Annotated in this window: 18 protein-coding genes; 6 read left to right on the plus strand and 12 right to left on the minus strand. The window is 63.8% G+C overall.

What is annotated here, in order from left to right; translation table 11 throughout:
* Positions 1-24 precede the first annotated feature (24 nt).
* The 3 genes from AB4Z19_RS08070 to AB4Z19_RS08080 all read left to right on the plus strand — a co-directional run bounded on the left by AB4Z19_RS08070 (position 25) and on the right by AB4Z19_RS08080 (position 3813).
* Positions 25-336, plus strand: a complete 312-nt coding sequence (locus AB4Z19_RS08070; protein ID WP_442021969.1) for a hypothetical protein — start codon at positions 25-27, stop codon at positions 334-336.
* A 66-nt stretch (positions 337-402) separates the two neighbouring features.
* Positions 403-1488, plus strand: a complete 1086-nt coding sequence (locus tag AB4Z19_RS08075) for an HD-GYP domain-containing protein (RefSeq protein ID WP_442034947.1) — start codon at positions 403-405, stop codon at positions 1486-1488.
* A gap of 12 nt (positions 1489-1500) precedes the next feature.
* Positions 1501-3813: a sensor histidine kinase gene (locus AB4Z19_RS08080; RefSeq protein WP_442021975.1), complete on the plus strand. Its 2313-nt coding sequence runs from the start codon at positions 1501-1503 to the stop codon at positions 3811-3813.
* Between the two features lies 1 nt (position 3814).
* Here AB4Z19_RS08080 and AB4Z19_RS08085 read toward each other — a convergent pair whose 3' ends face one another.
* Together AB4Z19_RS08085 and AB4Z19_RS08090 are read right to left on the minus strand one after the other, a co-directional pair.
* Positions 3815-4627, minus strand: a complete 813-nt coding sequence (locus AB4Z19_RS08085; RefSeq protein WP_442034948.1) for a sugar phosphate isomerase/epimerase family protein — start codon at positions 4625-4627, stop codon at positions 3815-3817.
* Complete coding sequence (locus AB4Z19_RS08090; protein ID WP_442021979.1) at positions 4624-5457, minus strand: phytanoyl-CoA dioxygenase family protein; 834 nt, start codon at positions 5455-5457, stop codon at positions 4624-4626. Before AB4Z19_RS08090 ends, AB4Z19_RS08085 begins: the two co-directional genes overlap by 4 nt.
* Positions 5458-5561: 104 nt before the next feature.
* On the opposite strand from AB4Z19_RS08090, the gene AB4Z19_RS08095 reads away from it, so the two are divergent.
* Positions 5562-6488 carry a LysR family transcriptional regulator gene (locus AB4Z19_RS08095; protein ID WP_442021981.1) on the plus strand — a complete coding sequence of 309 codons (927 nt, stop codon included), beginning with the start codon at positions 5562-5564 and terminating at the stop codon, positions 6486-6488.
* Here AB4Z19_RS08095 and AB4Z19_RS08100 read toward each other — a convergent pair.
* The 4 genes from AB4Z19_RS08100 to AB4Z19_RS08115 all read right to left on the minus strand — a co-directional run bounded on the left by AB4Z19_RS08100 (position 6468) and on the right by AB4Z19_RS08115 (position 12648).
* Entirely contained in the window at positions 6468-7100 is a 633-nt protein-coding gene (locus tag AB4Z19_RS08100; protein WP_442021983.1) for a hypothetical protein, read from the minus strand. The genes AB4Z19_RS08095 and AB4Z19_RS08100 overlap by 21 nt on opposite strands.
* Before the next feature lie 68 nt (positions 7101-7168).
* Positions 7169-8425, minus strand: coding sequence for a hypothetical protein (locus AB4Z19_RS08105; RefSeq protein ID WP_442021985.1), 1257 nt, complete (start codon positions 8423-8425; stop codon positions 7169-7171).
* Positions 8426-8469: 44 nt separating this feature from the next.
* Positions 8470-11592: an ATP-binding protein gene (locus AB4Z19_RS08110; RefSeq protein WP_442034949.1), complete on the minus strand. Its 3123-nt coding sequence runs from the start codon at positions 11590-11592 to the stop codon at positions 8470-8472.
* 30 nt (positions 11593-11622) lie between these two features.
* A complete protein-coding gene (locus AB4Z19_RS08115) occupies positions 11623-12648 on the minus strand; it encodes a hypothetical protein (RefSeq protein WP_442021989.1) in 1026 nt (341 codons plus the stop codon).
* 136 nt (positions 12649-12784) lie between these two features.
* Here AB4Z19_RS08115 and AB4Z19_RS08120 point away from each other — a divergent pair, with 136 nt between their 5' ends.
* Complete coding sequence (locus tag AB4Z19_RS08120; protein ID WP_442021991.1) at positions 12785-13243, plus strand: hypothetical protein; 459 nt, start codon at positions 12785-12787, stop codon at positions 13241-13243.
* Between the two features lie 4 nt (positions 13244-13247).
* Here AB4Z19_RS08120 and AB4Z19_RS08125 read toward each other — a convergent pair whose 3' ends face one another.
* The 5 genes from AB4Z19_RS08125 to AB4Z19_RS08145 are packed head-to-tail and all read right to left on the minus strand — an operon-like array spanning position 13248 to position 22490.
* On the minus strand, positions 13248-14168 hold the full coding sequence (locus AB4Z19_RS08125) for a diguanylate cyclase domain-containing protein (protein WP_442021993.1): 921 nt from the start codon (positions 14166-14168) through the stop codon (positions 13248-13250).
* Positions 14165-18052: a response regulator gene (locus AB4Z19_RS08130; RefSeq protein ID WP_442034950.1), complete on the minus strand. Its 3888-nt coding sequence runs from the start codon at positions 18050-18052 to the stop codon at positions 14165-14167. The genes AB4Z19_RS08125 and AB4Z19_RS08130 overlap by 4 nt, the downstream gene beginning before the upstream one ends.
* Positions 18052-19437 carry an oxygenase MpaB family protein gene (locus tag AB4Z19_RS08135; protein ID WP_442023172.1) on the minus strand — a complete coding sequence of 462 codons (1386 nt, stop codon included), beginning with the start codon at positions 19435-19437 and terminating at the stop codon, positions 18052-18054. Before AB4Z19_RS08135 ends, AB4Z19_RS08130 begins: the two co-directional genes overlap by 1 nt.
* Positions 19434-20267 carry a carotenoid biosynthesis protein gene (locus AB4Z19_RS08140; RefSeq protein WP_442034951.1) on the minus strand — a complete coding sequence of 278 codons (834 nt, stop codon included), beginning with the start codon at positions 20265-20267 and terminating at the stop codon, positions 19434-19436. Before AB4Z19_RS08140 ends, AB4Z19_RS08135 begins: the two co-directional genes overlap by 4 nt.
* An 18-nt stretch (positions 20268-20285) precedes the next feature.
* Positions 20286-22490: a TonB-dependent receptor gene (locus AB4Z19_RS08145; RefSeq protein ID WP_442034953.1), complete on the minus strand. Its 2205-nt coding sequence runs from the start codon at positions 22488-22490 to the stop codon at positions 20286-20288.
* A 120-nt stretch (positions 22491-22610) separates the two neighbouring features.
* On the opposite strand from AB4Z19_RS08145, the gene AB4Z19_RS08150 reads away from it, so the two are divergent.
* Complete coding sequence (locus AB4Z19_RS08150; RefSeq protein WP_442023176.1) at positions 22611-22889, plus strand: hypothetical protein; 279 nt, start codon at positions 22611-22613, stop codon at positions 22887-22889.
* On the opposite strand, the gene AB4Z19_RS08155 is transcribed toward AB4Z19_RS08150, so the two are convergent.
* Positions 22867-23328: a GNAT family N-acetyltransferase gene (locus AB4Z19_RS08155; RefSeq protein ID WP_442023177.1), complete on the minus strand. Its 462-nt coding sequence runs from the start codon at positions 23326-23328 to the stop codon at positions 22867-22869. The two genes, AB4Z19_RS08150 and AB4Z19_RS08155, sit on opposite strands and share 23 nt — an antisense overlap.
* Between the last annotated feature and the right edge of the window lie 21 nt (positions 23329-23349).

Raw genomic sequence — 23349 nt, forward strand, 5'->3', positions numbered from 1 at the left:
GCGTAGGGCACAAAGGGGATGAGAATGAATCAGGCGGATCACTTTTACACGCCGGGCAAGCCCGTGCCAGATCAACGCGGAGCAGCGCCCAGTCTCTTTCTCGTCGAGATGGACCCACAATCTGTTGTAGATGGGGTTCGCTATGACGACAACTACCTTGCCGAGGATGTAACAGCCTGCGGCACCATGCGCGAGACCTGCCCCGTATGCGAAGAGGGCCATCTGCAACTTGTGTTGCGTCAAAAAAACGTCCGCGTTGCGCACTTGTTCTGCATTGAGTGCACACGTTGCTTCGGCGCCTTCCTTTCCGACGGCTCGCCAGCACTTGCTGACTGACTATCAGGCTTTTCCTACGGTATCATTCAGCTGAGTGCGGCCGCCGGCCGCAAGGAGACGCTGTCAATGAATGCCAAGACGAAGCCGGTCATCCTGATCGCCGACGCTTCCGCGGAAAACCTGGTTCGCCTGAACGCTCTGCTTCAGGACCACTATGAAACACGGCTGGCCGATGATGGGCCGGCCGCTTTGCGCCTGGCGCAGGTGCTGCCGCGACCCGATCTGGTGCTGGCGGACGTCGATATCGGCGGCGCCCAGCTTTGCCAGCAACTGCGCGCCAATCCGGATACCGCCGCCATCCCGCTGATCATCGTGGTCGGCCGCGATGATGATGCGCATCGCCAGGACATGATGTGCGAAGGCGCCGCCGATGTGGTCACCCGCCCCATCGTGGCGGAAGTGCTGCTGTCGCGCGTGGCCAGCCAGCTGGAACTGAAGCAGGCGCGCGAGCTGCTGTCGCGCCAGGGCCGCCACCTGGAGCAGCTGGTGGCTGAGCGCACCCGCGAGCTGGCGCAACTGGCCGATGCTGCCGTGTGGGCGCTGGCCAGTCTGGCGGAAAAGCGCCATGGAAAAACCGACAGTCATTTGTCGCGTGTGCAGCATTACGTGGAAGCGCTGGCGCGCGGCCTGCAGGCCCACCCGCGTTTCGCCCATGAGTTGAAGGAAGAGCACATTCCGCTGCTGTTCAAGGCGGCGCCGCTGCACGATATCGGCAAGGTCGCCGTGCCGGACGCCATCCTGAACAAGCCGGACAAGCTCACACCCGAAGAATTCGAGGTGATGAAGCAGCACACGGTGCACGGCCGCGATGCCATCGATAGCGTGGCGCAGCGCTTTGGCGCCAGCTCCACTTTCCTGCGCTTCGCGCGCGAGATCACGTATTCGCACCAGGAGCGCTACGACGGTTCGGGTTATCCGGAGGGCCTGGCCGGCGAGGCGATTCCCGTTTCCGCGCGCCTGCTGGCAGTGGCCGACGTGTACGACGCGCTGATTTCCAGGCGTGTCTATAAGCCAGCCTTCACGCACGAGACGGCGATCGAGCTGATTCGGCAGGGCAGCGGCGAGCATTTCGATCCCGATGTGGTGGATGCAATGCTGGCGATCGAGGAGCAGTTCATGGACATTGCAGCGCGCTTTCCCGATCCCAGCTAGCGGAGCCCCTTCATGCGCATCCACGGTTACCTGGCCTTCATAGTCGGTATCTGCATCACGGTGTGGGTGTGCATGTTTGTGACGAACCAGCAGGACCGCGAGTCCGCAGCGGCCTTCCAGCGCGACACCGAGAAAGTCGCGCGCGACACCGAGCAGCGCCTGAAGACTTATTTCGATACGCTGCTCAGCATCAAAGGCATCTACGCCATCGACCAGGAAGTCACGCGCCTGGAATTCAGCCGCTATGTGCGCGAGCTTGATGTAAGGCGGCGCTATCCGGGCTTCCAGGCCATCCAGTTTGTGCGCCGCATCCCTTCCTCGAATCTTGAACGCTACGCCGACAGCGTGCGGCGCGACGACAGTCTGCAGCGCGGCGGCTACCCGGACTTCAAGATTCATCCCGCCTCGGTGCGCGATGAACACTTCATCATCGAATACAACGAACCAATGCGCGGCAATGAGAATGCCTTCGGGCTCGATCTCGCCGCACTGCCGCCGCATCTGCAGGCGCTGCGCCTGGGCATGGACAGCGGCCGCCTGGTGGCGACCGAACGTATCACGCTAGTGCAGGACAACACCGGCCAGCCCGGTTTCGTGGCGCGTGCGCCGGTTTATCGCCGCGGTGTTCCGCTGACCACAGCGGAGGAGCGCCACGAAGCGCTGGTCGGCTTTGTCGCCATTGTGTTCCGCGTGCACGATCTGATGGAAGAAGTGATCGATAGCCCGCTGCTGAAGCATCTCTACGTGCGTATCAACGATACCGGCTATATGAGCGACGCCAATCCGCAGCCGCCGTCGCTGGATAACCTGATGTTCGACAGCGCGGGCAAAGTTGGCGGCAAGGGGCGCCAGCCTACGCTGGATGGCCTGTCGCGCAGCATCGCGCTGGATGTGGGCGAGCGCCGCTGGGTGATGCAATTCAATGGCCACTCCGGCGCGCGCTATGGCCGCGACACCACGCTGATCGCGCTGATCGGTGGTGCAGGCTTTGTAATCAGCGCGCTGATTGGCGCACTGATCATGACCTTGCAGCGCCGCCGCGCACTGGCCGACGCCTTGCGCGTAACGCTGGACGAGCAACGCGCGCTGCAGGATAGCGCCGTCGTCGGCATCGGTTTGTTCGCCAATGGTGTGATCGTGCGCTGCAACCGCGGTCTGGAAGAGTTGATGGGTTATCTTCCCGGCGCGTTGACGGGCGAGCGCTGTACGATTCTTGTGCGGCCCGGCGAACCCGATCCCTTCCACTTCATGACCGAAAATAATCAGGCCCACTTCGAGCTGGAGCTGCGCCGCATGGATGGTTCGCGCTGCTGGTGCATGGTCAATGGGCGCTTGCTGGACAAGGCCGATGCGGGCAAGGGTGCGGTGTGGGTGATCAATGACATCAGTGACCGCAAGCGCACCGAAGCGGATCTGATGGATGCCAAGTACGGCCTGGAACGCAGCTTGAAGGAGCTGGCGCTGCAAAAGAATAACGTGGAAGTGGCGCACAAGGATTTGTCGGCCGTGCTGCAAACCTTGCAGCAGGCGCAGGCCACGCTGATCACGTCCGAGAAGATGGCTTCGCTGGGCGCGCTGGTGGCCGGCATTGCGCATGAATTGAATACGCCGATCGGCAACAGCCTGCTGACATCGACGGCGCTGAACGATATGGTGGTGGACTTCGAACGCCAGCTGGTGGAGGCGGGCGGTGTACGCCGCTCCACGCTGGAATCCCATCTGCGCGATGCAAAGCTGGCCTGCTCCATCATCGCCGGTTCGCTGCGCCGTGCGGCGGACCTGATCAACTCTTTCAAGCAGGTGGCGGTGGATCAGACTTCCGACCAGCGCCGCAGCTTCAATCTGTGCGCCGTGCTGCACGATACCCTGGCCACTTACGCGGCCCAGCTGCGGCGGGCGAATTGCGAAGTGAAGGTGGAGATGCCGGAGAGTGTGACTTGCCTGTCCTATCCCGGCAGCGTGGGGCAGGTGCTCAGTAATCTGATCAACAACGCCATGCTGCACGCCTTTGAAGGCCGCGAGCGCGGGACGATTACGATTTCCATCCGTGAGCTGCCTGACAACACCGTTCAATTGCGCTTCCGCGACGACGGCGTAGGCATGAACACCAAGGTGCTGCGCCAGATTTACGATCCGTTCTTCACCACCAAGATGGGGCAGGGCGGTTCGGGACTGGGCATGAATATCGTCTACAACCTGGTGACGGGCGTACTGCACGGCCGGATCGACATCGAATCGAAGCCGGGCGAAGGCACGCTGGTCATCCTCACGCTCCCGCGGACGGTGCCGGAACGTGAGGACGAAGAGAGCACTGCGACGGCCTAGCTTAGTAGCGCTCGCGCAGCAGTTTCAGCATGGCGACGTTGAGCTCCCATGCATTCGTTACCGGCTCCTGCGTATACGGCAGGTTGAAGGTATAAGGCGCCGGGCCGAATTCCGGCGTCATCGTCATGATCTCCGCGCCGTCTGCGCGGCGCAGCTCAATGATCCGATCCCACCAGGACAGGTGCGCCGCCAGTTCGCCCGCAAATTCAGGCGCCCTGAAGTCCGCCACCTGCGGGCCTTGCGCATGCCCCACACGCGCATGGATGTGACGCACGCGCGGCAGCGTGCGCGCCAGCGTTTCCGGCTGATCCTGCAGCAGCGACTCGCAGGCCACGCACCAATGCGACAGATCGGCATTCAGCATCAGCCTTGGCAAGCGCTCCAGATAAGGCAGCAGGAGCATCGGGTGCCCGCTGAAGCGGCTGCGGTGGATCTCATGAACGATGGGCACGCCATGCTCCTGCGAGATGGCGTCGGCCAGAGCGATCAGTTCCTCGTTCTGTTGAGGCGAATAGAAGTCCTTGCCGGTATGCGAGTTCACCAGGCGTGGCTTGACGGCGCAGGCATTGTGCAGCAGCTCCGCCAGGGCGCGTTTGTGCGCCTCGAACTCGGTGTGGAAGACTGTCTCCCATTGGGCGACAATCAAATCCAGCCCTGCGGCGCGGATGCGCGATACCCAATCGTCGCGCTGCGCCACATCCAGCGGCAGCGACATTTCGATGCCGTCAAAGCCCGCTTCCAGTACGCGGCCAATGAACACATCGGCCGCCAGTTCATTGCTGCCCCAGTGCGGGGCGAAGATACGGACCTTCAAACGAAACCTCGCACCGGCAGGGTTGCATCGCGCTGAATCCAGTTCTGCGGCGAATATTCAGTACGGCCATCGGTCACGTGCAGGGTGTAAGCGTGACGCGATACCGACGAGCGGTTAGGCGCCGAGTAGTGCGGCAGCAGACCATGGAAGCACACCAGCGAACCGGCCTTGCATTCGAGCGGGACGGCGGTGGCGTCGGTCGGCCAGGGCATGCTGTCCAGCTTTTCCATGCGTACTTCATCGCCATTGCGCACGAAGCGTTCGCGCAGCGGCGTGCGATGGCCACCGGGTTCCGCCCACATGCAGCCGTTTTCCAGCGTCGCGTCTTCCAGCGCAAACCAGAACGTGGTCACGCTGATTGGGGTGGTTTCGAAATACGTCGCGTCCTGGTGCCAGCGCACTTCGCCGCCAATGCCGGGCTGCTTGAAGATGTACATGGATTGCCAGACTTGCGGCTGGTCCAGGCCCAGGTCGCGCGCCACTTGCTCCAGGCGCGGATCGGACGTGAAAGCGCGGAAGCCGGGATCAAGGTCGTGCATGGCATGGCCGATCTTGTTGATGGACAGTTCCTTGGCCTGTTTCAGCTGGCCGTCGGCGCCGAAAGCCTCTTCCTCGAAGAAGCAGCGGATGGTGTTATCCGAAGCGAGGAAGTAGTCATCGGCCTTCTGGTCCTTGGTCGTGAACACGCCTTGCGCCACGGCCGGGTCGAAGTCATTGACGATCTGCGCCGCGCGGGCGCGCAGGGCGCGGATTTCCTCGGCCGTCTTGAAATTCGGGATGATGATAAAGCCGTCCTTCTGGAACTGGGCTTTCTGCTCTGCGCTCAACATGATGCGGCTCCTTGTATTCGATGGAGTCATTGTAGGGATTTGATTCGCGCCGATCTACAGGCAAACCGTTGACACATTGTCTCCAAAATGGAGACAATTAAGCCATGGACCAGCTCAAAGCAATGGAAATCTTCGTGGAAGTGGCGCGCCAGCGCAGCTTCAGCGGCGCCGCACGCCGCCTCGGCATCACGCGCGCCATGGTCAGCAAGAACGTGCTGGCGCTGGAGGAAAAGCTGAACGCGCGTCTGCTGCATCGCTCCACGCGCGACGTCAGCCTGACCGACGTGGGACAGGCTTATCTCGAACCGTGCGCGCTGGCCGTAGCGCAGGCGCAGGAAGCGGCGAGAGTGGTTACTCACGCCGGGATTGAACTGGCGGGGCCATTGCGCATCCAGGCCCCGTCCAGCTTCGGCAGCGAGTGGCTGGCCGACGCCGTGGCGCGATTCAGTCTGCCGCATCCGCAGCTCACGCCATCCCTGCACGTGGATGATGCGCTGCTCGATCCGATTGAACATGGCTTCGACCTGACCATCCGCGTTGGCGGCATTCCAGATTCACGCGCGTTGGCCATCCGTCCGCTCGCGCCATGCAAAGGTGTGCTGTGTGCCGCACCGTCGTATCTTGCACGCGCCGGACGCCCCGACACGCCGGAAGACCTGCACCGCCACCAGTGCCTGCACTTCAGCCACCTGACGGGCGGCATCGTCTGGCATTTCAAACGCGGCAAAGAAGAAACCACAGTGCGCATCACGCCGGCCTTCACTGCAAACAATGGCCTGGTGCTGCAGCACGCCGCCCTGCGCGGCCTCGGCATCGTCTACACCACCACTTTCCTCGCCTGGCGCGATATCCTCGAAGGCCGCCTCGTGCCCGTGCTCAGTGAGTGGTCACTGCCGCTGAATCACCTGAGCGCCCTCTATCCCGCCAGCCGCCAGCCATCCCCCAAGGTCCGCGCCTTGATCGATTTTCTGCTGGCCGAATACCAGCCCGTCCCGCCATGGGACAAAGCCTTAGCCGACGCGGGCTTTTGATGTGGCGCCAAAGACGCCCAGCGCGATCAGGCTGACAAGTGGAATGGCCATCAGCGCGACGAACTGCGTGCGCCTGGCGCCTGTGTAGCCCAGGCCACGGCACAGGCGGAGCATGCTGGCGACCATGACCGCGACGATCGGCAGCCAGGCGATAACGCTGGCGCCTGGGTCGAGGTGTTTTTGGACGACCAGGTAGATGCCGTGCAGGATCAGCGCGTCGATGGCGAGTTTTTGGCCGGCGGCCAGGTCGGCGTTGGCTTGTTGGGCCGTGCGGGCGCGATGCTGTTCAGCGCGGACAACCAGACCGGCGAGTGCGGCATCAGTGGCGGCGGCGACGTCGCGGGTGGCGCGGCCCTCGGCAGCATTAGCTGCGGCGCCGGCGGGCAGCGTTGATACGGTGCAGTTGCAGCCTGCGCCGTGCAGGGCGGCTTCGTATTTGCGGGCGTCGGCTTCGTTCAGGCCTTGCTTGAGGATGCGGCGCTTACCGTCCAAGATGGCGAGCATCTTTTCGGGCGGCTGCGTGAACAGCCGCGCCAGGCGGTGGGCCACGTCTTCAGCAACATGGCCATCTTGCAGGCCGGTCAGGGCAACTTGGAAGGATGCTGCGCTCATCGAACAAAACCGTGTGGTTAGTAAATACTAAATATTTTTAACCAAGTTTTGTTGTCTGTAAAGCAAAATCAAGCCTTGCAGCGTTTGCTGGGCAGGCGGCGTTTCAGCGTCATGGTGTGCGCGACGCTCATGCGCTCCAGCATATAGCCGTTCTCGGTGCGGCCGATGGCGTAATGCGTCGTCGCGTTGCCCTCGGTGACCAGCAGCTCGCCTTCTCCCAGTTCCCATTTACCGGCCTTGCCGTCGCTGCTGCGCATTGCGCCGCCTTCGTCAAGCGTCAGCGCGAAGTCGCCGAGGCGGCTGCTGATGTCCCATTCGCCCACCAGTTCGCAGGGGAAGGACATCTCCAGCGCGGCCAGCTGTTCTTCTTTTTCGCGATAGTGGCTGCTGACTGCGAAACAGGCGCCGATCACCACCAGCACGGCCACCACGGCCATCGCTACGCGTGGACGCGTGCCTTCCGGCATTCCGGCTTCGCGCGCCAGTACGGCCAGTTCGTCGGTGTCTGGTCCGAGCAGACCGACGCGGATGCCGTCATTTTTCAGCGCATTGCCCGATTTCCGGCTCATGACCAGCAGCACAACCAGGCCAATAAGGGGCACGAACTGCGACAGGAACAGCAGCACGCGCTTTATGCCGTTGATGCCCAGGCCGCGGCACATGCTGAGGAGGCCGGACAGCATCACCGCCGCCACCGCCAGCGCCGCAATAAAGCTGGGCAGCAGCGCCATATGTTTGTTCAGTCCAGCGAGGACACCGTTCAGCACAATCGATGCGATCACCAGCTTTTGTCCCGCGCCCATCCGGTACAGGGCGAGCTTGGCCTGGCGCTCGCGGAACTCTTCCGCCGACACGGCTGGTGCGGCGGCTCCGCGTGAGGCGCTGACCCGTGCGCCAACCGCAGCGGTGCCCGCCGAGAAGTTGCGGCCCATGCTGCCACCAGATGTGGCTGGCGGTGCCGCGGATTGCGCTGACGTTGCGGGAGCCGGCGCGCTTGCGGGGGCCGGTGCCGGCGATGCAGCCGGTGGCGCTACCGGCGCTGGAGTTTGCGCAGGCATTGATGAAGGCGAGGTCGCGGCCTGTGCCACGGCATCCGGCGCATACAGGCAGGTGCAGCCAGCCGCTTCCAGCGCGGCGATGTACTGGCGGGCAGCGGCTTCGCTCAAGCCTTTCTTCAACACGCGGCGCTTGCCATCGAGGATGGCCTGCATTTTTTCGGGCGGCTGTTTGAAAATGCCGGCGAGGCGGTGGGCGACGTCTTCGGCGGAATGGCCGTCACTTAATCCGGTCAGGGCGACGTGGAAGGAGCTGGGAGCGGACGTCATGGGAATGCAAACGAAGTTAGTAAATAAGCAAATTTTACCTAAGGTCAGTCCGCATTGCCAAGTAATCTCCAGAGTTGCTGGTGTTCCGCACGTTCCAGCATGTGGCGGATGCGTGGCGCCAATGCCGGATGGGTGGCCTCGATCGTCAGCAGCAGGTGGTCGATGCGATGGGTATTGAGGGTGGCGATGGCGTCGCGCAGTTCGGCGCGCAACCGGGCATTCATGGAGGACAGCTCGGCGCCGGTCGGCGTGGGCAAGGGCGTTTCGGGCGCGGCGGCGTCGGGGACCTCGATCGAAGTCGTGACTTCGCGCAGGAAGTGCAAGCCTAGCTGGCGCTCGATGGCGGCGAACAACTGGTCCTGCTCGATCGGCTTGCGGATGAATTCATCTGCGCCGCTGGCCAGTGCTTCGCGGCGTTCCGCTTCGAATGCACTGGCGCTTTGGATGACGATGCGCGGCTGGCGAATGCCTTGCTGCGCGCGAATGAAGCGCGTCAACGACAGGCCATCGCGCTTCGGCATGCGCCAGTCGGCCAGCACCAGATCGGGCTGCATGGCCAGCACGCGCGCGGCGCCATCTTCTCCATCGGCGGTTTCCATCGTCACAAAGCCCAGTGGCTCAAGCAGCCCTCGCAGCAGGGTGCGCGATTCGGTGCTGTCGTCGACGATGAGTACCACCTTGCCGCGCTCGTGGGCGGGCAGGCCCGCAACGCGCTCGGTGCGGCGCGCGGGCAGGGCGCTTTCATCGGCCAGCGTCGCGGCAATCGAGAAGGAGAAGGTACTGCCCGCGCCGGGCGACGATTCCAACGTTACTGCGCCGCCCATCAGGTGCACGTAATCGCGCACGATGGCCAGGCCAAGGCCAGTCCCGCTGTGCGCCTGCGCGCCAGCACCCTGCACGAAGGGATGGAAGATGCGTTCCTGGTCGTCGCCGCTGATGCCGGGACCCGTATCGCGTACAGCGAAATGCAGCAGCACGTGATGCGCGCCCGCCGCCTCGCTGCGGACGGACAAGGTCACACTGCCCTGCGTGGTGAACTTCACGGCGTTGGATAAAAGATTGAGCAGCACCTGCCGCAGCTTGGGGCCATCGGCCAGAACGGCATGCGGCGCATGCTCGCACTCGAGCAGCAGGGCGACGCCGGTCTGGCGGGCGCGCAGGCGTACCATGTCCAGCACCGTGGCGAACAGCTCCGACAGATCGACCGGCACGAGGTTCAGCTCCGCGCGTCCCGCCTCGATCTTGGACAGGTCGAGAATATCGTTGATCAGCGTAAGCAGATGATGTCCTGCACGGTTGATCATGCCCAGCTTGCCGCGCTGGTCTTCGCTGGTTTCGCGCTGGCCCGCCAGCAGGTCGGAAAAGCCGATTACCGCATTCAGCGGCGTGCGCAACTCGTGGCTCATATTCGACAGGAAAGCGCTCTTGGCCTGGTTCGCCGCTTCGGCATTGCGCAACGCGACCTTCAGTTCACGCGTACGTTCTTCCACCTGCTTCTCCAGGCCTTCGGACAGTTCGCGATAGCGCGCCTGGCTCTGCTCCAGCGACTTCTCGCGTGCCGCCAAAGCCCGCGCCATGGTCTGCAAATCATTGAAGGACTTCTGCAGCTGCGTGGCCATGTGGTTGAAGGCACGCGACAGTGCGCTCAGTTCATGCACACGGCCGACCGGTACTCGCTGGCCCATATCGCCGCCCGCGATGGCATGCGCGGCGCGCGCCATGCCGCGCACCGGACCTGTCACCAGCGCGGACAGCCAGATGGCCGCCAGAAGTGCCGCCAGCAGCGCCCACGCCAGCACCATGGCGGACTGGCTGTTACCGGTGCGGACGCCTTCGAGATAATAGGACTCCGGCATCACCGTGATGAGCACCCAGTCCGCACTGCCGTCGGGGCTGCGGTAAGGCGTGGCCTGGCTCATCCAGGTTTCGCGCGCCAGCGGTTTGCTGGTGACGACATCGAACTCGTACTGCATCGGTCTGGCCAGCGAGGCAAGCGGTCCGTTGGCATGGCGCAGTTCATTGATCGCGGTCTGTGCCACCTGCGTCGGCCCGGCCGATGACGCGAGAAGATTGCCATCGAGGCTGATGATGAAGGCCTGCCCATGCTTTACCACGGCCTGCGCCTTCAGCAGCGTGCTCACGCCTTCCAGTTGCAAGGCATGGCCGGACTGCCGTTCCGCCACAAGGTAATCATCCAGCTGCTGCCGGATATTGAAGGAGATCTCTTCATGCAGCCGGCTGGCCAGCTTGCCCGAACCCGATTCCGCGCTGCCCAGCGTCAGCCAGGCCGTGATGCCGATCGTCGCCAGCATCATCACGATTACCGGTGTGGCCAGCAGCATGCGCAGCGGCATGCCGGGCGTTTCGTCCCAGCGCAGCAGCTCGCGTTCATCGTGGGCATTGACCCATTTCCACTGGCTGCTGCCCAGTGGCCGCTCGCGCACATGGCCCGGAATCCCGGCCCAGAACATGTGATAGCGCCGTGCCAGCGGCAGCGCGAGCAGCATGGCCAGTGGCGCCAGAATCCAGGTGATGGCGGTGGTGAAGAACAGGGCGGAAGATACGCTGCGATAGGCCAGCGCCGGCGTGAACTGGGGCGAGGTGATGTAGCCCCACAGCTGCGGCTCGATCGCCATGAAGATGAACACGAACAGCGCGTAGCGTGCCCATACGCTGCTGCGGCGGAAGTCCGGATTGCGGCCGATCAGCTGGTGCGCCAGCCAGAAGCAGGCCGGGTTGATGAAGTAGCCGGGCAGCCAGTCCAGCAGGAAGGCCGGCGGCACGCCTTCGATCAGGTCGGACAGCCCGTAGGCAAAGGGCACAATCAGCAGGGCCGGATAGCCGAACAGCACCACGCACAGGAATACGGACAGGTCCTTCAGCGACTCGAAGGTCTGGGCGCCCGGCACCAGCACGATAAAGGAACCGATATAGCCCGTAACGAAAATGGATACGAAGGTGATGACGGCGCTGCTCATGGCCTTGCCGTTCCAGCTCTGGCGCATGCGGCCCAGGCCCCAGCGGCCGTCGGTGCCGAATACAAAGCCGCCGTAGGCACATAGCATCAAGGCGAATCCGAGCAGGTAGCCGAAGCGGCCCCAGACTTCCAGCAGGCCTAACGGAATGGCCGCAAAAACGGATTCAAGCCAGGTGATGGCAGCGTGCATAGTCTCCCTTCGAAAAGGGAGGCGCCGATATTACGCAGGCAGCCAGGCGCCGTCCCGGTAGATCTGATCGTCGTCCAGCCACACCGCTTCGGTGACTGCGAATACGTCCACATGATACCGCGCATCCTTGCGCTTGAACTGAGGCTTCTGATACTGCCCATGCTTGGCGCCCAGCGACAGGTGGATGCCGCACATGCGTTCGTAGGTGCCGATATCGTCCACCATGCGCTCGCGCGATAAGGCGCGGTTCATGCCGAAGCCCAGTTCGCGCACCCACACCTCGCCTTCGTGGGCGCGGATGATGGCCAGCATATTGTCGAATTCCGGCGTGCTGTTCTCGGCGCCGACCACGCGGCCTTTCTCGACGATCATGGTGATTGGCGTTTCAGGGCGGTTGACGTGGAAGGAAGTGTCGCCAAAAACAAACACTTTCACGCGGCCATTCACTGCTTCCAGGTCCTGCGCCTCGGTGAACACTTCGCCGATGGGGAACAGGCCGCCCGCGTTTTTCATGGCGCTGTAATCGCCGATATTCAGTTTGGCTTCTTCGAACGGGGATGCAAACACCAGGCGCTCGCCGCCGCTGTCCACCATGCCCGATTGCGCGCGGTCGATGCGCGCTTTCAGTGCATGGCCGGTGCCGCGGTAGTAGGCCGGATCGTAGGCCAGGGCGTCGATATAGATCAGGCCCTGATGTTCGGGCATGCGCGACAGGTGCAGGTGCTCAATCACCTTCAGGCCCTGCTTGAACAGCTCCATGCGGATGCGGTATTCGTTGAGGCGGAAGCTGGTGGTCTGGATCAGCACCACCAGGTCCCCGGCCTGCAGCGACGCGAAGGCATCCAGCACCTGCTGGGACTCCACGCTGTCGAAGTCGATGAAGCGGCCCTCCGGCAAGGCGCGGCGGTAGGCCTCCGTCAGCACCGCGTTGAGCGGGCTGCGGCGGTCATACACGACCAGGGCTTGTTGCGGGGCGGCGTGTTCAATGGCGTAGGTGAGCAGGTCGCGCACATTGCGCGCTGCCGTGTCGAAGGCGGCAGATGGAAAAGACATCATTTTGTCGTATAACGGAAGTACCGGCATTATACGCGGCCTCCAAGCTTGTCCCAGGGCAGGCTCCGGGGTAGAATCGGGAAAAATAGCCGGAAAGAAACATTGTTGCATGTCCGGCCCACCATAGTGCGGGGGAGCGATGGCTGTACAGTTTGGACAGGATTTGCCGCTGCAGCGGCCCGACAAGGAGGACAGCCGCGCCGCCTTGTTCGTGCCCACTGCCGCGATCAAGGAGGAAGTGCTGGCGGCCGTGCGCCTGGGCGCCGCCGTTGTCGGCTTCGGCAACCATGACCGCACCTTGACCATCTATTACGAGAGCAATCGCTTCAACGAACCGACCCTGCAGAAATGGGAGCACAAGGCGCGCAAGGCGTATGAGCGCCTGTTCGATAATCTGCCGACAACGTCCAAGATGGTCTGCAAGGCCGACTGGTTCGAGCAGGTCGGCTATATCAGCACCAAGGGCATCAGCATCCGCCGCCGCGATAGCCTGGATCGCTGGCTGACCCAATCCGACGCGATGGATTCCGCTCCCGAATCCGACACCGTGGCTTTCGCGCCGCCTCCACCACCCAAGAAGATCGTCGCCGACGATTGAGTCTTTACGCCGCGCCCGCGTCGCGCCAGTGCACGCGGTTTCTGCCGGCCTGCTTGGCCTGGTAGAGGTGAGTGTCGGCAGCTTCCAGTAAGTCATAGTCGGTTGCTTTGCCGCCCGGGAGATGGGTGGCGCCGCCGATGCTCACCGTCAGCATGGGCGCGGCGGCCGATGCGGCATGCGGGATATTCTGCTGCGCGATGGTGGCGCACAGCGTCTCCATCACGTGGCGCGCATGCACGGCGTCCGTACAGGGCAGCAGCAGCGCCAGTTCCTCGCCGCCGTAGCGCGCCGCCAGGTCGGCGGGACGGCGCATCAGGCCCGCCGCAGTGCGCGCCACGGCCCGCAGCACGCGGTCGCCGGCAGGATGGCCATACAGGTCGTTGTACTGCTTGAAGCAATCGATATCGAGCAGGGCCAGCGACAGCGGCTCTCCACTGCGTTGGGATCGCTGCCATTCCTGGGCAAACACGTCGTCGAAGCGGCGCCGGTTGGCGAGACTGGTCAGCGCGTCCACATTTGCCAGATGTTCCAGCATGCGGCGCTGGCGTACCAGCTGCAGGTGCAGCGCCACGCGCGCCATCACCACCACGGCGTTGAACGGTTTCGCGATGTAGTCGGAGGCGCCCATTTTCAGGCCGTTCGCTTCATCCTCAGGACGGTCAAGGCCGGAGATGAAGATCACCGAGATGTGTTCAGTGGCGGGATCGTCGCGCAGTTCGCGCAGGACTTCGTAGCCGTCCATGTCGGGCATGACGACGTCGAGCAGGATCAGGTCGGGCAGGTGGCGGCGCGCGCGCTCCAGCGTTTGCGCGCCGTTCTTGGCCAGCAGGACCGTGTACTCGGGCTTCAGGAGCTCGCCCAGCACCTGGCGGTTGATGGCATCGTCGTCCGCCACCAGGACTTTCTGCATCTCCGCGAGGTTCATACCTTCTCTCTCAGTTCGATGTCCAGCGCTTGGGCCAGTTCGGCCAGCGGGGATAAGGCCGCATCATACTCGATGTCTTCCACCGCTTGCCTCACCGCTGCCAGCGCAGCGTGCGCGGCCGGCGGTGCACCTGCCGGGAGTTTGTTTTGCAGGGTGGTCAGCGTGTCCTCGGCACGCGCGTCGTCGTTACGCAAACAGGTATCGAGGTGGCGCAGCAGCGGCGCGATGTCCGCCGCGCCAACCAGGCCAGCGCGCGCGGTCGCCGCCGCCGAGTGGCCTGGGACGGGCGCGTACGGACTCGCCTGCGCCGCGCGGTCGCGGGCGGTTGCGTCAGCGCCTTCGGTTGCAGCGCCGGTGACTGGAATCGCGCCAGCTGCGGTGCCTGCGCTGGTGGCGAGGCCGGCGCCTGGGCCGGCGCTGGCACCGGCGGAGCGCGTCGCGCCGTCATCCGGGCGCGCGCCGCTGAACGTGCCGGCGACGGCCTGCGGAACGAGTTGCGCGAGGCCGGTGAGCACGGTCTGCAGCGTGGCGGCCATGGCCGGCGCCAGCTCGGTCGCAGCATCGTTACGCCCATCGCGCAGCGCTTGCTCCAGAGTGTTTGCCTGCTCGGATAGTTCCGTTGCGCCGACATAGGCGGCGCTGGCCTTCAGGTTGTGAGCTAGAGTCTGTATCGGTTCGTAATCGCCACTGGCCAAGGCGGATTGCACGGTCTGCGGACCGGACGAATAGCCGCGCAGGAAGCTGCCTGCACGCTTCACCACCAGGTGATATTGATGGTCGGCCGTCGCCAGCGCGCGTTGCCAGTCGACGCCTGCGATGGCAGGCAGCGGCGTGACGTGCGCGTCCACCGCAGGCGGCGCCGCGCCGGCACCGGCCGGCCAGACGAACGTGACCGGCGAGCCAGGCTGGCTTGCACCTGAATTGGCACCGGCAGGCACAGCGCCGACATCGGCAGCGACCGCGGCGCCCGCAGGCATGGGTGCGGCGGCGGACACGCCTGAGCGCGCGGCCGGTGTGGCGGCCGGCGGCGGAGGCGCGGAGGCCGGGGTGGCAGCGGGCGGCAGGGCCGCGGAGGCTGGGGTGGCCGTGGCGAGCGAGGTCGGCGCGCGGGAGGCCAGGCGGCCGGCCGGAATCCATTTGCGTAAGGTGCGGAACAGCAGGTCCGGGTCGATCGGCTTGGTGATGTGATCGTTCATGCCCGCTTCCAGGCTCTTGTCCCGATCGCCGGCCATGGCGTGCGCCGTCATCGCAATGATCGGCAGTCCGCGCAGGCGCTCGATGGCGCGGATATGGCGGGTGGCGGTGAGACCGTCCATTTCCGCCATCTGGATATCCATCAGCACCAGATCGTAATCGCGTTCCTGCACCATGCGCAGCGCCTCGCCACCGTGGTGGGCGATATCGACTTCGACCTGGCCCGCGGCCAGGAAGTCCTGCGCCACTTCGCGGTTATTCGGATTGTCGTCCACCAGCAGGATGCGCGCGCCAGCCACGCCGGACAGGTCGCGCGCCAACGCAGGCGCGGGCGCGGCGGCCGGCGCCACGGCCGGATCGCTGTCAGGACTCAGCACCTGCAGCAGGCTGTGATACAGCAGGGCCGGGCCGACCGGCTTGGTGAGGAAGCCGTCCAGCGTCAGCTCGCCTTCCTGCTGCAGCACGCGTTCGCGCGTGCAGGCCGTGACCATCAGAATCGCCGGCGGCGCAGGGTAGCGCATTTCGGTGCGAATGCGGCGAATCGTCTCCACCCCATCCAGCCCCGGCATCAGATAATCCATCAGCACCACCTGATAAGGCGTGCCCGTTTCGACTGCGCGTGCCAGCATGGACAAGCACTGCTCACCAGAACTGGCCGTATCGGCCGTGATGCCGAAAGAACTGAGCATCTCGGTCAGCGCATCGCGCGCCGTCTCCACATCATCCACCACCAGAACGCGCAGCGAATGCAGGGCCGCCACCGGCGACGCCACGCCCGGCGCATCTGCATTGCCGATGCCCAGTTTGACAGTGAAGCTGAAGCGGCTGCCCACGCCCGGCGTACTGGTCACGCGGATCGCCCCGCCCATCAGCTCCACCAGCTGGCGCGAAATGGACAGGCCCAGGCCAGTGCCGCCGTATTTGCGGGTGATCGAACCGTCGGCCTGGCTGAAGGACTGGAACAAGCGCGCCAGCTGCTCTTCGTCCATGCCGATGCCGGTATCGCTGACGGAGAAGCGCAGCGACACCGTATCCGCCTCGCGCGACACGACTTCCACCGCCACCACGATCTCGCCGCGCTCGGTGAACTTCACCGCATTGCCGGTCAGGTTGATCAGGATCTGGCCCAGGCGCAGCGGATCGCCCACCAGCCGCACCGGTACGCCGCGATCGACGCGGAACACCAGCTCCACGCGTTTGGCGTCCGTCTTCGAAGCGGTCAGGCTGGACAAGTGCTCCAGCATTTCGTTCAGGTCGAAAGGTACCTTCTCCAGCGCGAGCTTGCCCGCCTCGATCTTGGAGAAGTCGAGAATGTCGTTGATGATGCCAAGCAGGTGCTCGCCCGCACCGAGAATCTTGTGCAGATAATTGGCGAGCTTGGTATCCGGCCCGGACATCAGCGCCAGGCGGCTCATGCCGATAATGGCATTCATCGGCGTGCGGATCTCGTGGCTCATATTGGCCAGGAAGTCCGACTTCATGCGCGTTGCTTCCTCAGCGCGCAGCATGGCGGTGCGCATGGCCTGGGTACGCAGTCCGAGAATGCGCATGAACACCAGCATGTCGAAGGCATTGCCGAATTGGAGAGCGTGCATGGACCAGAAGTTAGCCGCGACTTTGCCGCTGATAACCTGGCTCAGAATCACGGACGACACAAAGCTGACGGCCCAGCCCACGAGGAAGAAGATCCCCACGCGGTCGCCGCGCCGTGCGCGCATGAAGGCGCCCGGCAGGCCAAGCAGCATGGGCATCACACCCAGCGTGCTGACGATGGCCACCAGCACATCGACGCCGATCAGGTCCAGCGCATACGCCACGGCGCTGATCACGGTCAGCGAAGCGCCCAGCTTCATCAGGCGGCTGAACATGCGGTCCATGCCGGGGCGGGCCAGCGCCTGCTCCACGAAGAGATAAGCGCCGCAGGACGCCATCAGCGCAAACAGGCCGCCCGCGTGCAGCGAGAACCAGGCATTGTCCTTCCAGATGTATTGCGTGCCGAGGCCGAAGAACTCGACCGAGAACATGGTGGTGCCGCCGACCAGCAGCGCGTACTTGCCGAACAGCGGTTCGCGCAGATTGGCCCATTGCGCCAGGCTGTAAAGCAGCAGGCACAGGCTGAGGCCCGTCAGCATCCCTTGCAGCATCTGCTCGTTCAAGGCCGCATCATGGAAGGCGCCGGGACGCGACAGATGCATCGGCAGCAGCATCGCACCGCGGTTCTGAATGCGCAGCAGCAGGGTGTAATCCTGTCCCGGCTTCAGTTGCAGCAACAGGGCCGGTGCGCGGCCGCCCGTGATACCGGCGGAGCGCGGCTGCAGATTGCCCAGCACGGCGCGCTTTGCCAGCTGGCCCTGATTTTCAACCCAGACATCGACGCGGTTCAGCACCGCGAAGTCCATGTTCAGCACCCACTGCCCGTCGCTATTGGGGGATACGCTGACCGGTACGCGCAGCCAGACGACTTCCTTGTGCACGCCCAGGGTGGCGTAGGCCGATGTCGGCACGCTGAATTCATGCGAAGACAGCACCGCCTCCGGCGCCAGCGTGCCGGCCGGATCATTCAGGATGGTGACGGCTGGCCAGGCTTCCACATTGCCGGCCTGGTCGTCCAGCAGCAGCTTGTCCGCCGCCAGCGCCAGGCGTGGGCCCAGCGCGATGAGCAGCAGAAGGAGGCAGCACAAACGCTTCATCAAGCAGCCTTTCTTTGTTTGCGGCCGGTCATGTAGCGCTCGACCCAATTGACCCAGCCCGGCGCTTTCGGATCGTTATGCCACGCCTGGGTGACCGTGTTCACCTCATTGAGCAGGGCCGATGGCAGCTTGAGTGGGCGTGTCTGGTCCATCAATATCTTCACGGTGAGCTGGTAACCCGCCGCCCGCGTGAGCATGCGCGACAGCGAGAACTGCGGCAGGAACAGGCGCACAAAGGAATCGATGCAGCGGATGGTGCCCATGATCAGGACAAATGCTGCGCGCGAAAAGATGGACACGCGTTTGGTCAGCGCCAGATCGTCCTGACACGGGCTGCCGCACAGATAGCGCGTCAGCAGCACGGGGAAAGGCTTCAGCACGCGGAAGGGGATGTAGCCCTGCATGGTCTGCATCAGCGCCCAGCCCAGGTCCGGCCGCGCATCGGGATCGCAATGCTCGCCGCGCGAACGTAGCTGGATGCTGTCGAACATCAGCTTGGCCTGGTCCATGGTATCGGTCATCAGGCGGCGCTCGATGCCCAGCACGTGGCCAAGCACATTCCAGGCGTGCAGATAAGCCTCTTCGTTCTGGCGGGTTTCGCGCAGGCCCAGCGTGCGCAGGCCGCGCAGGAAGACATAGTGGAAGGTCAGCAGGGTGTAGGCCAGTTCTTCCTGATTGCAGGGCAGGCCGGCGCGCTGCACATTCCAGCCCTGGGTGAACAGCGACTGGTGGAAGCTGGCGGCGGGACCCGCCATCGGCAGCGGCGGAATCTCGGCCGGTGCATTGCTGGCCACGGCGTCGCCTGGGTTACCGCGCAGAATCAGGTGCCGGATGGTGGCGTGAATCAGGCGTACTTTCAGCGTTTGCGCTACGCCGCCGCCTTCCGGCGCCGTCAGGCCGCCGCGCATCATCACGGGGAAAATCATGGCGGCCGTGGAGCGGATGCGGTATTCGGTGTGCTGCTCCAGCTGGCCCGCCGCATGCAGCACGGACGCCAGGTCGGGAATCACATAACACTCCGGCAGGCTGGCGCAGAACAGCAGAGTGCAGGACAGCATGCTGCCGTCGATGAACATGTCCTCGGCGCGGGCGATTTTCGCCGCGTCGGCCCAGGAAGGCAGGATGCGCCCGATGCGCACATAGTCTTCCAGCGCTTCAGCGATATGCGGCGGCACGCCGGGCGAAGCCTGCCAGCCATCGAGCTGGCCGTTGTATTCCCAGCGCGCGATTTCGCGGTTCACGATGGCGATGGCGTCCCACTGGGTGTGGTTCAGGTCCGGATCGGGATGGTTTTCCCAAGCGCCGAGGATGCGCGAGATCGTATCGTCCGCCAGCGGGTCCGCCGTGCGGCGGGCGTCGCTTTGAGGCGTGTCGCCGCGGCTCATGCAGCCCTCCGTGCCGGCACCGGTTCATCGGAAGGTGCAGCGACCACTTCATGCTGCCAGCGCTGCAGGCCGCAAACGGCGCACAGCAGCGGAATACCCATGGCGAAGAAAGCGATGGTGCGGGTTTCCACCGGGGTGCCGGCGCACATCTGGAACACCATGCTGCCGGCGTACACGGTCAGTGGCACGCCCATATCGAACTTGCTGAATTGGGCCTTTGGGGTTGGCGCCCAGCGGCGCAGCGTCAGGCGGAACAGGAAGACGATGGTGAAGGACACGGTCGCCCAGCCGAAGAAGCCCTGCAGGGTTTCACCGAACCACCAGCCATCAGTCTTCACCATGATCCAGGCCTTCAGCTTGAACACCATGTAAGGATCGGCGCCGAGATCATACGCCGTCACCAGCAGGGCAGCCAGCAGCGACAGCACCAGGCCTTTACCCAGCGGGGAGACGCCATCGGAAGGCGTCTGCCATACGATCAGGTTGGACAGTACATAAGCGGTGTAGCACAGCGCGAACCACATCAGCGGGATGACGATGGGCGTGGTGCCCAGCGTTGGACCGAGCACATTGGTGTAGTGGTAGTCGCCGAAAAACCAGCCGAAGTTGGCGCCCATCTCTTCAGCGAACCAGCCGACGGAAGTGGCGATGACGACGAAGTTGGCGGCCGGACGTGCGCCGAGCAGGTGGGTCGCGCTGGTCCAGCAGCACGCGAACATCAGGATCGAACTGGCGATCAGCAGCAGCGTCGTGTCGGACGCGCCGCGCGCCGCGGTCACGGCGAGGAAGGCAAGCAGCAAGATATAGGTGACGCGGTTCAGCTGGGTCATGCGCGAAGCTCCTTTGGTTTAGAGGCGATAGTCGAAACGCAGGCCGAAAGTGCGAGGGTCACTCGGCACAATCATGCCGAAACTGTCGATGGCAATGGGCTGGACCTTGTCTTCCACGTTCTTCACGTAGGCATGCAGGGACCAGTTGGCGTTGTCCGGACGGTAGCCCAGTTGCAGGTCGCTCTGGGTACGCGATGGAATGTGGTAATGCAGCAGTTTGGTCGGCACGCCAATCTCATAGGCAGCGCTGCGGCGCGCCACGGCGCCGGCGGTCAGCTCGCCCACCGGCAGCTGGAAGGCGTGCTCGTAGCCGAGCGTGAAGGTATGTGCCGGTGCGCGGTCAAGCCTGGTGCCGGCCAGCGAATGGATGCCGTCCGGCGTGTAGGAGCGGTAGTGGGCATCGAGCAGGGTGAGGCCATAGCTGATGCGGTCCGCTTTCGTCGGCTGAATCACGCCATCGGCCTCGATGCCGCGCACGGCTGCCACGGCGGCGTTCTTGGTCACGAACTGCGGTGCACCCATGATCACGTCTACGCCGGACACCTGAAGGTTGGTGTAGTCGTAGTAGAAGACCGAGGCATTCAGGCTGGCGCGCTTGTTCCAGAAGCGCGACTTCACGCCCGCTTCCCAGGACTTGAGCTCCTCCGGCTGGTAGTACAGGGTGGACGCGGCAACGGCCACTGGTGCCGGGCAGGGAATGCCCAGCGCGCTGGTGCCGGCCTGGCAGCCATCATTGAAACCGCCCGCCTTGTAGCCGGTAGCGACGGAGGCATACAGCAGCGTGGCCGGGTTGAAGTCGTATTCCGCACCGAGGCGCCAGGTTGTCTTGTGCGTGTCCAGCGTGGCCGCGTTGAGGAACCTCAGGTCTGTGGACGGATTGAATACCGGGCCTTGCTGGAAGTTGGTGGAGCCGACGCGGGACTTGTGATCTTCGGTGTAGCGCGCACCTGCGGTCAGGCGCAGGCCGTCCATCACACGATAGGTGGCCTGGCCAAAGGCGGCCTTGCTGCGGGCGATGGTCGGGCCGTGCGGGAAGACGTAGTAAGGCGTGAGGCCAAGCAGCTGGAGGTCACGGAAGGTGTACAGCTGATCCGACCATTCACGGAAGTAGTACAGGCCTGCCTGCGCGCTCAATGGGCCGCTGCCATTGGTGGCGATGCGCAGCTCGTGCGAGTTCTGGGCGTAGTCCGCGTCAAAGCTCTGGCGCACGCCGATCGGGAAAGTCGGAATCGCGCGGTAGTAATAATTGGTGAGGAATTCGTGATCGAAGCTGCGATGCGACCCCACATAGGTCAGTGTGGCGGGGCCGAAGTCCCTGTTTGCTTCAGCGCTGATGCCGTTGGTCTTCTTGTGGCTGAAGGCCTGATCGGGACGCACATTCGGGGGCACGAAGGCATTGGTCAGCTGGGTGTCAGTGCCGGAGCCATACCAGACAGGCTGGCCGGTGATCACGCCGTGGTAGAAGTTTGTGTCCGGTACGATGTTGTCCGGATTGTCGTCCACTTTGCTGTGGTCATAGCGCAGCAGCAGGGACGCAGCCTTGTTCAGTTCCAGCTTGGCCGACAGGCGCACGGACAGGTCGTCGCGGTCGTTGCCCAGCGAGCGGCCGTCGCCGGAGCCGTTAATCAGGTAGGCGTCATGCTTGTTGTAGGCGGCGGCGAGGCGCAGGGCCAGCATATCGTTCACCGGCAGGTTGAACATGGCGCTGGCCTTGCGGCTGGCGTAGTTGCCCAGTTCGAGGCCGACGGTCGCTTCCATCTGGCGGCCTGGCGCATTCGAGATCACATTGATCACGCCTGCGGTGGCGTTGCGGCCATACAGAGTGCCTTGCGGGCCGCGCAACACTTCCACGCGCTGCAGGTCGTAGAAAGCCAGATTCTGGATTTGCGGACGCGCGATGTAAACGCCGTCCATCATGAAGGCGGCCGAAGGATCGCCCTTTTCGGTGGTGTCGGCATTGGACACGCCACGGATGGTGATCTTCAGGCCGTCGTTGGCGTTTTCCAGATAAGTGTTGGGCAGGCGCGCGGCAATATTGGACGGGCTGTCCAGGCCACCATTGGTAAGTTGCTCGCCGGAAATCACGCTCATGGCGATCGGGGTCTTCGATTGCGGTGCGGCGGTACGTTGCGCAGTGACAACAACTTCAGGAATATAAGCTTCCTGCGCGAGGGCTGCGCCCGACATGATGCTCGAAATCAGAACTGCCAGCTTGCTCGCCATAGGGGGTACTTCCTCGTTATTTGCTACAAAGGCAAAAGTCTAGCAGGTATTATTTCGCGGAAACAGTCCTCAGTCGGCGTCGAAGCCGCATGGATGCTAAGCTGGCCGCAGGAGGTGGCGATGCTGATTCAGACGCTCGTGTTACTTTCGGTTCTGTTGCTGATGTTTTTCTATGTCGGCAAAGCCTGGTCGCGCCGCCTGCGCAGGCGCGAGGTGGCGTCCGGCACGGCCGATACGGCCGGCTGGCTGCTGTTTTTCGGACTGGCCTTTCTCGCCACGGCGGCCCTCGGCGCCTGGCATATCACCAAATTCCTGAATGTCGCGCTGACGGGGACACTGCTGGTGTTCGGCATCGCCTCGCTCGCCGCGGCCTTGTTCACAGGCCGGCGGCGGGCATAGGCGCTTGCCAGTGTTCCCAATAGCGGTCGATATCGCCGCCGAAACCTTTGTAGAGGCGTTTGGCAGCGTCGTTTGACGGCAGCACGAGCCATTGGATACGGCCCGCTCCGATGTGCTGTGCTTCTTCGCGCAGGCGGTCGAGCAGAGCACGCGCAGTGCCTTTGCCGCGCTGCTGCGGCGCGACGTACAGCTCTTTCAGCGTGACCGTGGGGCGCAGGTCGTAGGTGAAGGGCGTGATAAGCCAGACGGCATACGCGCTGATCGTTTTGCCGCCTGCCACCAGAATATGGCATTGGGGACGTGGGCCGAAGGCGCGGATCGCAAGTTCGTCATCGGTAACGCGGAAGTGATCGAGATAGCCTTCAAAGCGCGCCAGCTCGCGCATCATGGCAATCAGCAGGGGCACGTCGGCGGGCAGGGCGGGGCGGATAGTCGTCATGCAGCCATTCTCACCGCCCCC

The organism is Pseudoduganella sp. RAF19 (genome assembly GCF_052114165.1).
Taxonomy (GTDB): Bacteria; Pseudomonadota; Gammaproteobacteria; order Burkholderiales; family Burkholderiaceae_D; genus Rugamonas.

Bases quoted from the DNA above. Each gene is read 5' to 3' on its own strand.
- AB4Z19_RS08070 (WP_442021969.1), top strand. From the start codon at position 25: ATGAATCAGGCGGATCACTTTTACACGCCGGGCAAGCCCGTGCCAGAT.
- AB4Z19_RS08075 (WP_442034947.1), top strand. From the start codon at position 403: ATGAATGCCAAGACGAAGCCGGTCATCCTGATCGCCGACGCTTCCGCG.
- AB4Z19_RS08080 (WP_442021975.1), top strand. From the start codon at position 1,501: ATGCGCATCCACGGTTACCTGGCCTTCATAGTCGGTATCTGCATCACG.
- AB4Z19_RS08090 (WP_442021979.1), bottom strand. From the start codon at position 5,457: ATGTTGAGCGCAGAGCAGAAAGCCCAGTTCCAGAAGGACGGCTTTATC.
- AB4Z19_RS08095 (WP_442021981.1), top strand. From the start codon at position 5,562: ATGGACCAGCTCAAAGCAATGGAAATCTTCGTGGAAGTGGCGCGCCAG.
- AB4Z19_RS08100 (WP_442021983.1), bottom strand. From the start codon at position 7,100: ATGAGCGCAGCATCCTTCCAAGTTGCCCTGACCGGCCTGCAAGATGGC.
- AB4Z19_RS08105 (WP_442021985.1), bottom strand. From the start codon at position 8,425: ATGACGTCCGCTCCCAGCTCCTTCCACGTCGCCCTGACCGGATTAAGT.
- AB4Z19_RS08110 (WP_442034949.1), bottom strand. From the start codon at position 11,592: ATGCACGCTGCCATCACCTGGCTTGAATCCGTTTTTGCGGCCATTCCG.
- AB4Z19_RS08115 (WP_442021989.1), bottom strand. From the start codon at position 12,648: ATGATGTCTTTTCCATCTGCCGCCTTCGACACGGCAGCGCGCAATGTG.
- AB4Z19_RS08120 (WP_442021991.1), top strand. From the start codon at position 12,785: ATGGCTGTACAGTTTGGACAGGATTTGCCGCTGCAGCGGCCCGACAAG.
- AB4Z19_RS08125 (WP_442021993.1), bottom strand. From the start codon at position 14,168: ATGAACCTCGCGGAGATGCAGAAAGTCCTGGTGGCGGACGACGATGCC.
- AB4Z19_RS08130 (WP_442034950.1), bottom strand. From the start codon at position 18,052: ATGAAGCGTTTGTGCTGCCTCCTTCTGCTGCTCATCGCGCTGGGCCCA.
- AB4Z19_RS08135 (WP_442023172.1), bottom strand. From the start codon at position 19,437: ATGAGCCGCGGCGACACGCCTCAAAGCGACGCCCGCCGCACGGCGGAC.
- AB4Z19_RS08140 (WP_442034951.1), bottom strand. From the start codon at position 20,267: ATGACCCAGCTGAACCGCGTCACCTATATCTTGCTGCTTGCCTTCCTC.
- AB4Z19_RS08145 (WP_442034953.1), bottom strand. From the start codon at position 22,490: ATGGCGAGCAAGCTGGCAGTTCTGATTTCGAGCATCATGTCGGGCGCA.
- AB4Z19_RS08150 (WP_442023176.1), top strand. From the start codon at position 22,611: ATGCTGATTCAGACGCTCGTGTTACTTTCGGTTCTGTTGCTGATGTTT.
- AB4Z19_RS08155 (WP_442023177.1), bottom strand. From the start codon at position 23,328: ATGACGACTATCCGCCCCGCCCTGCCCGCCGACGTGCCCCTGCTGATT.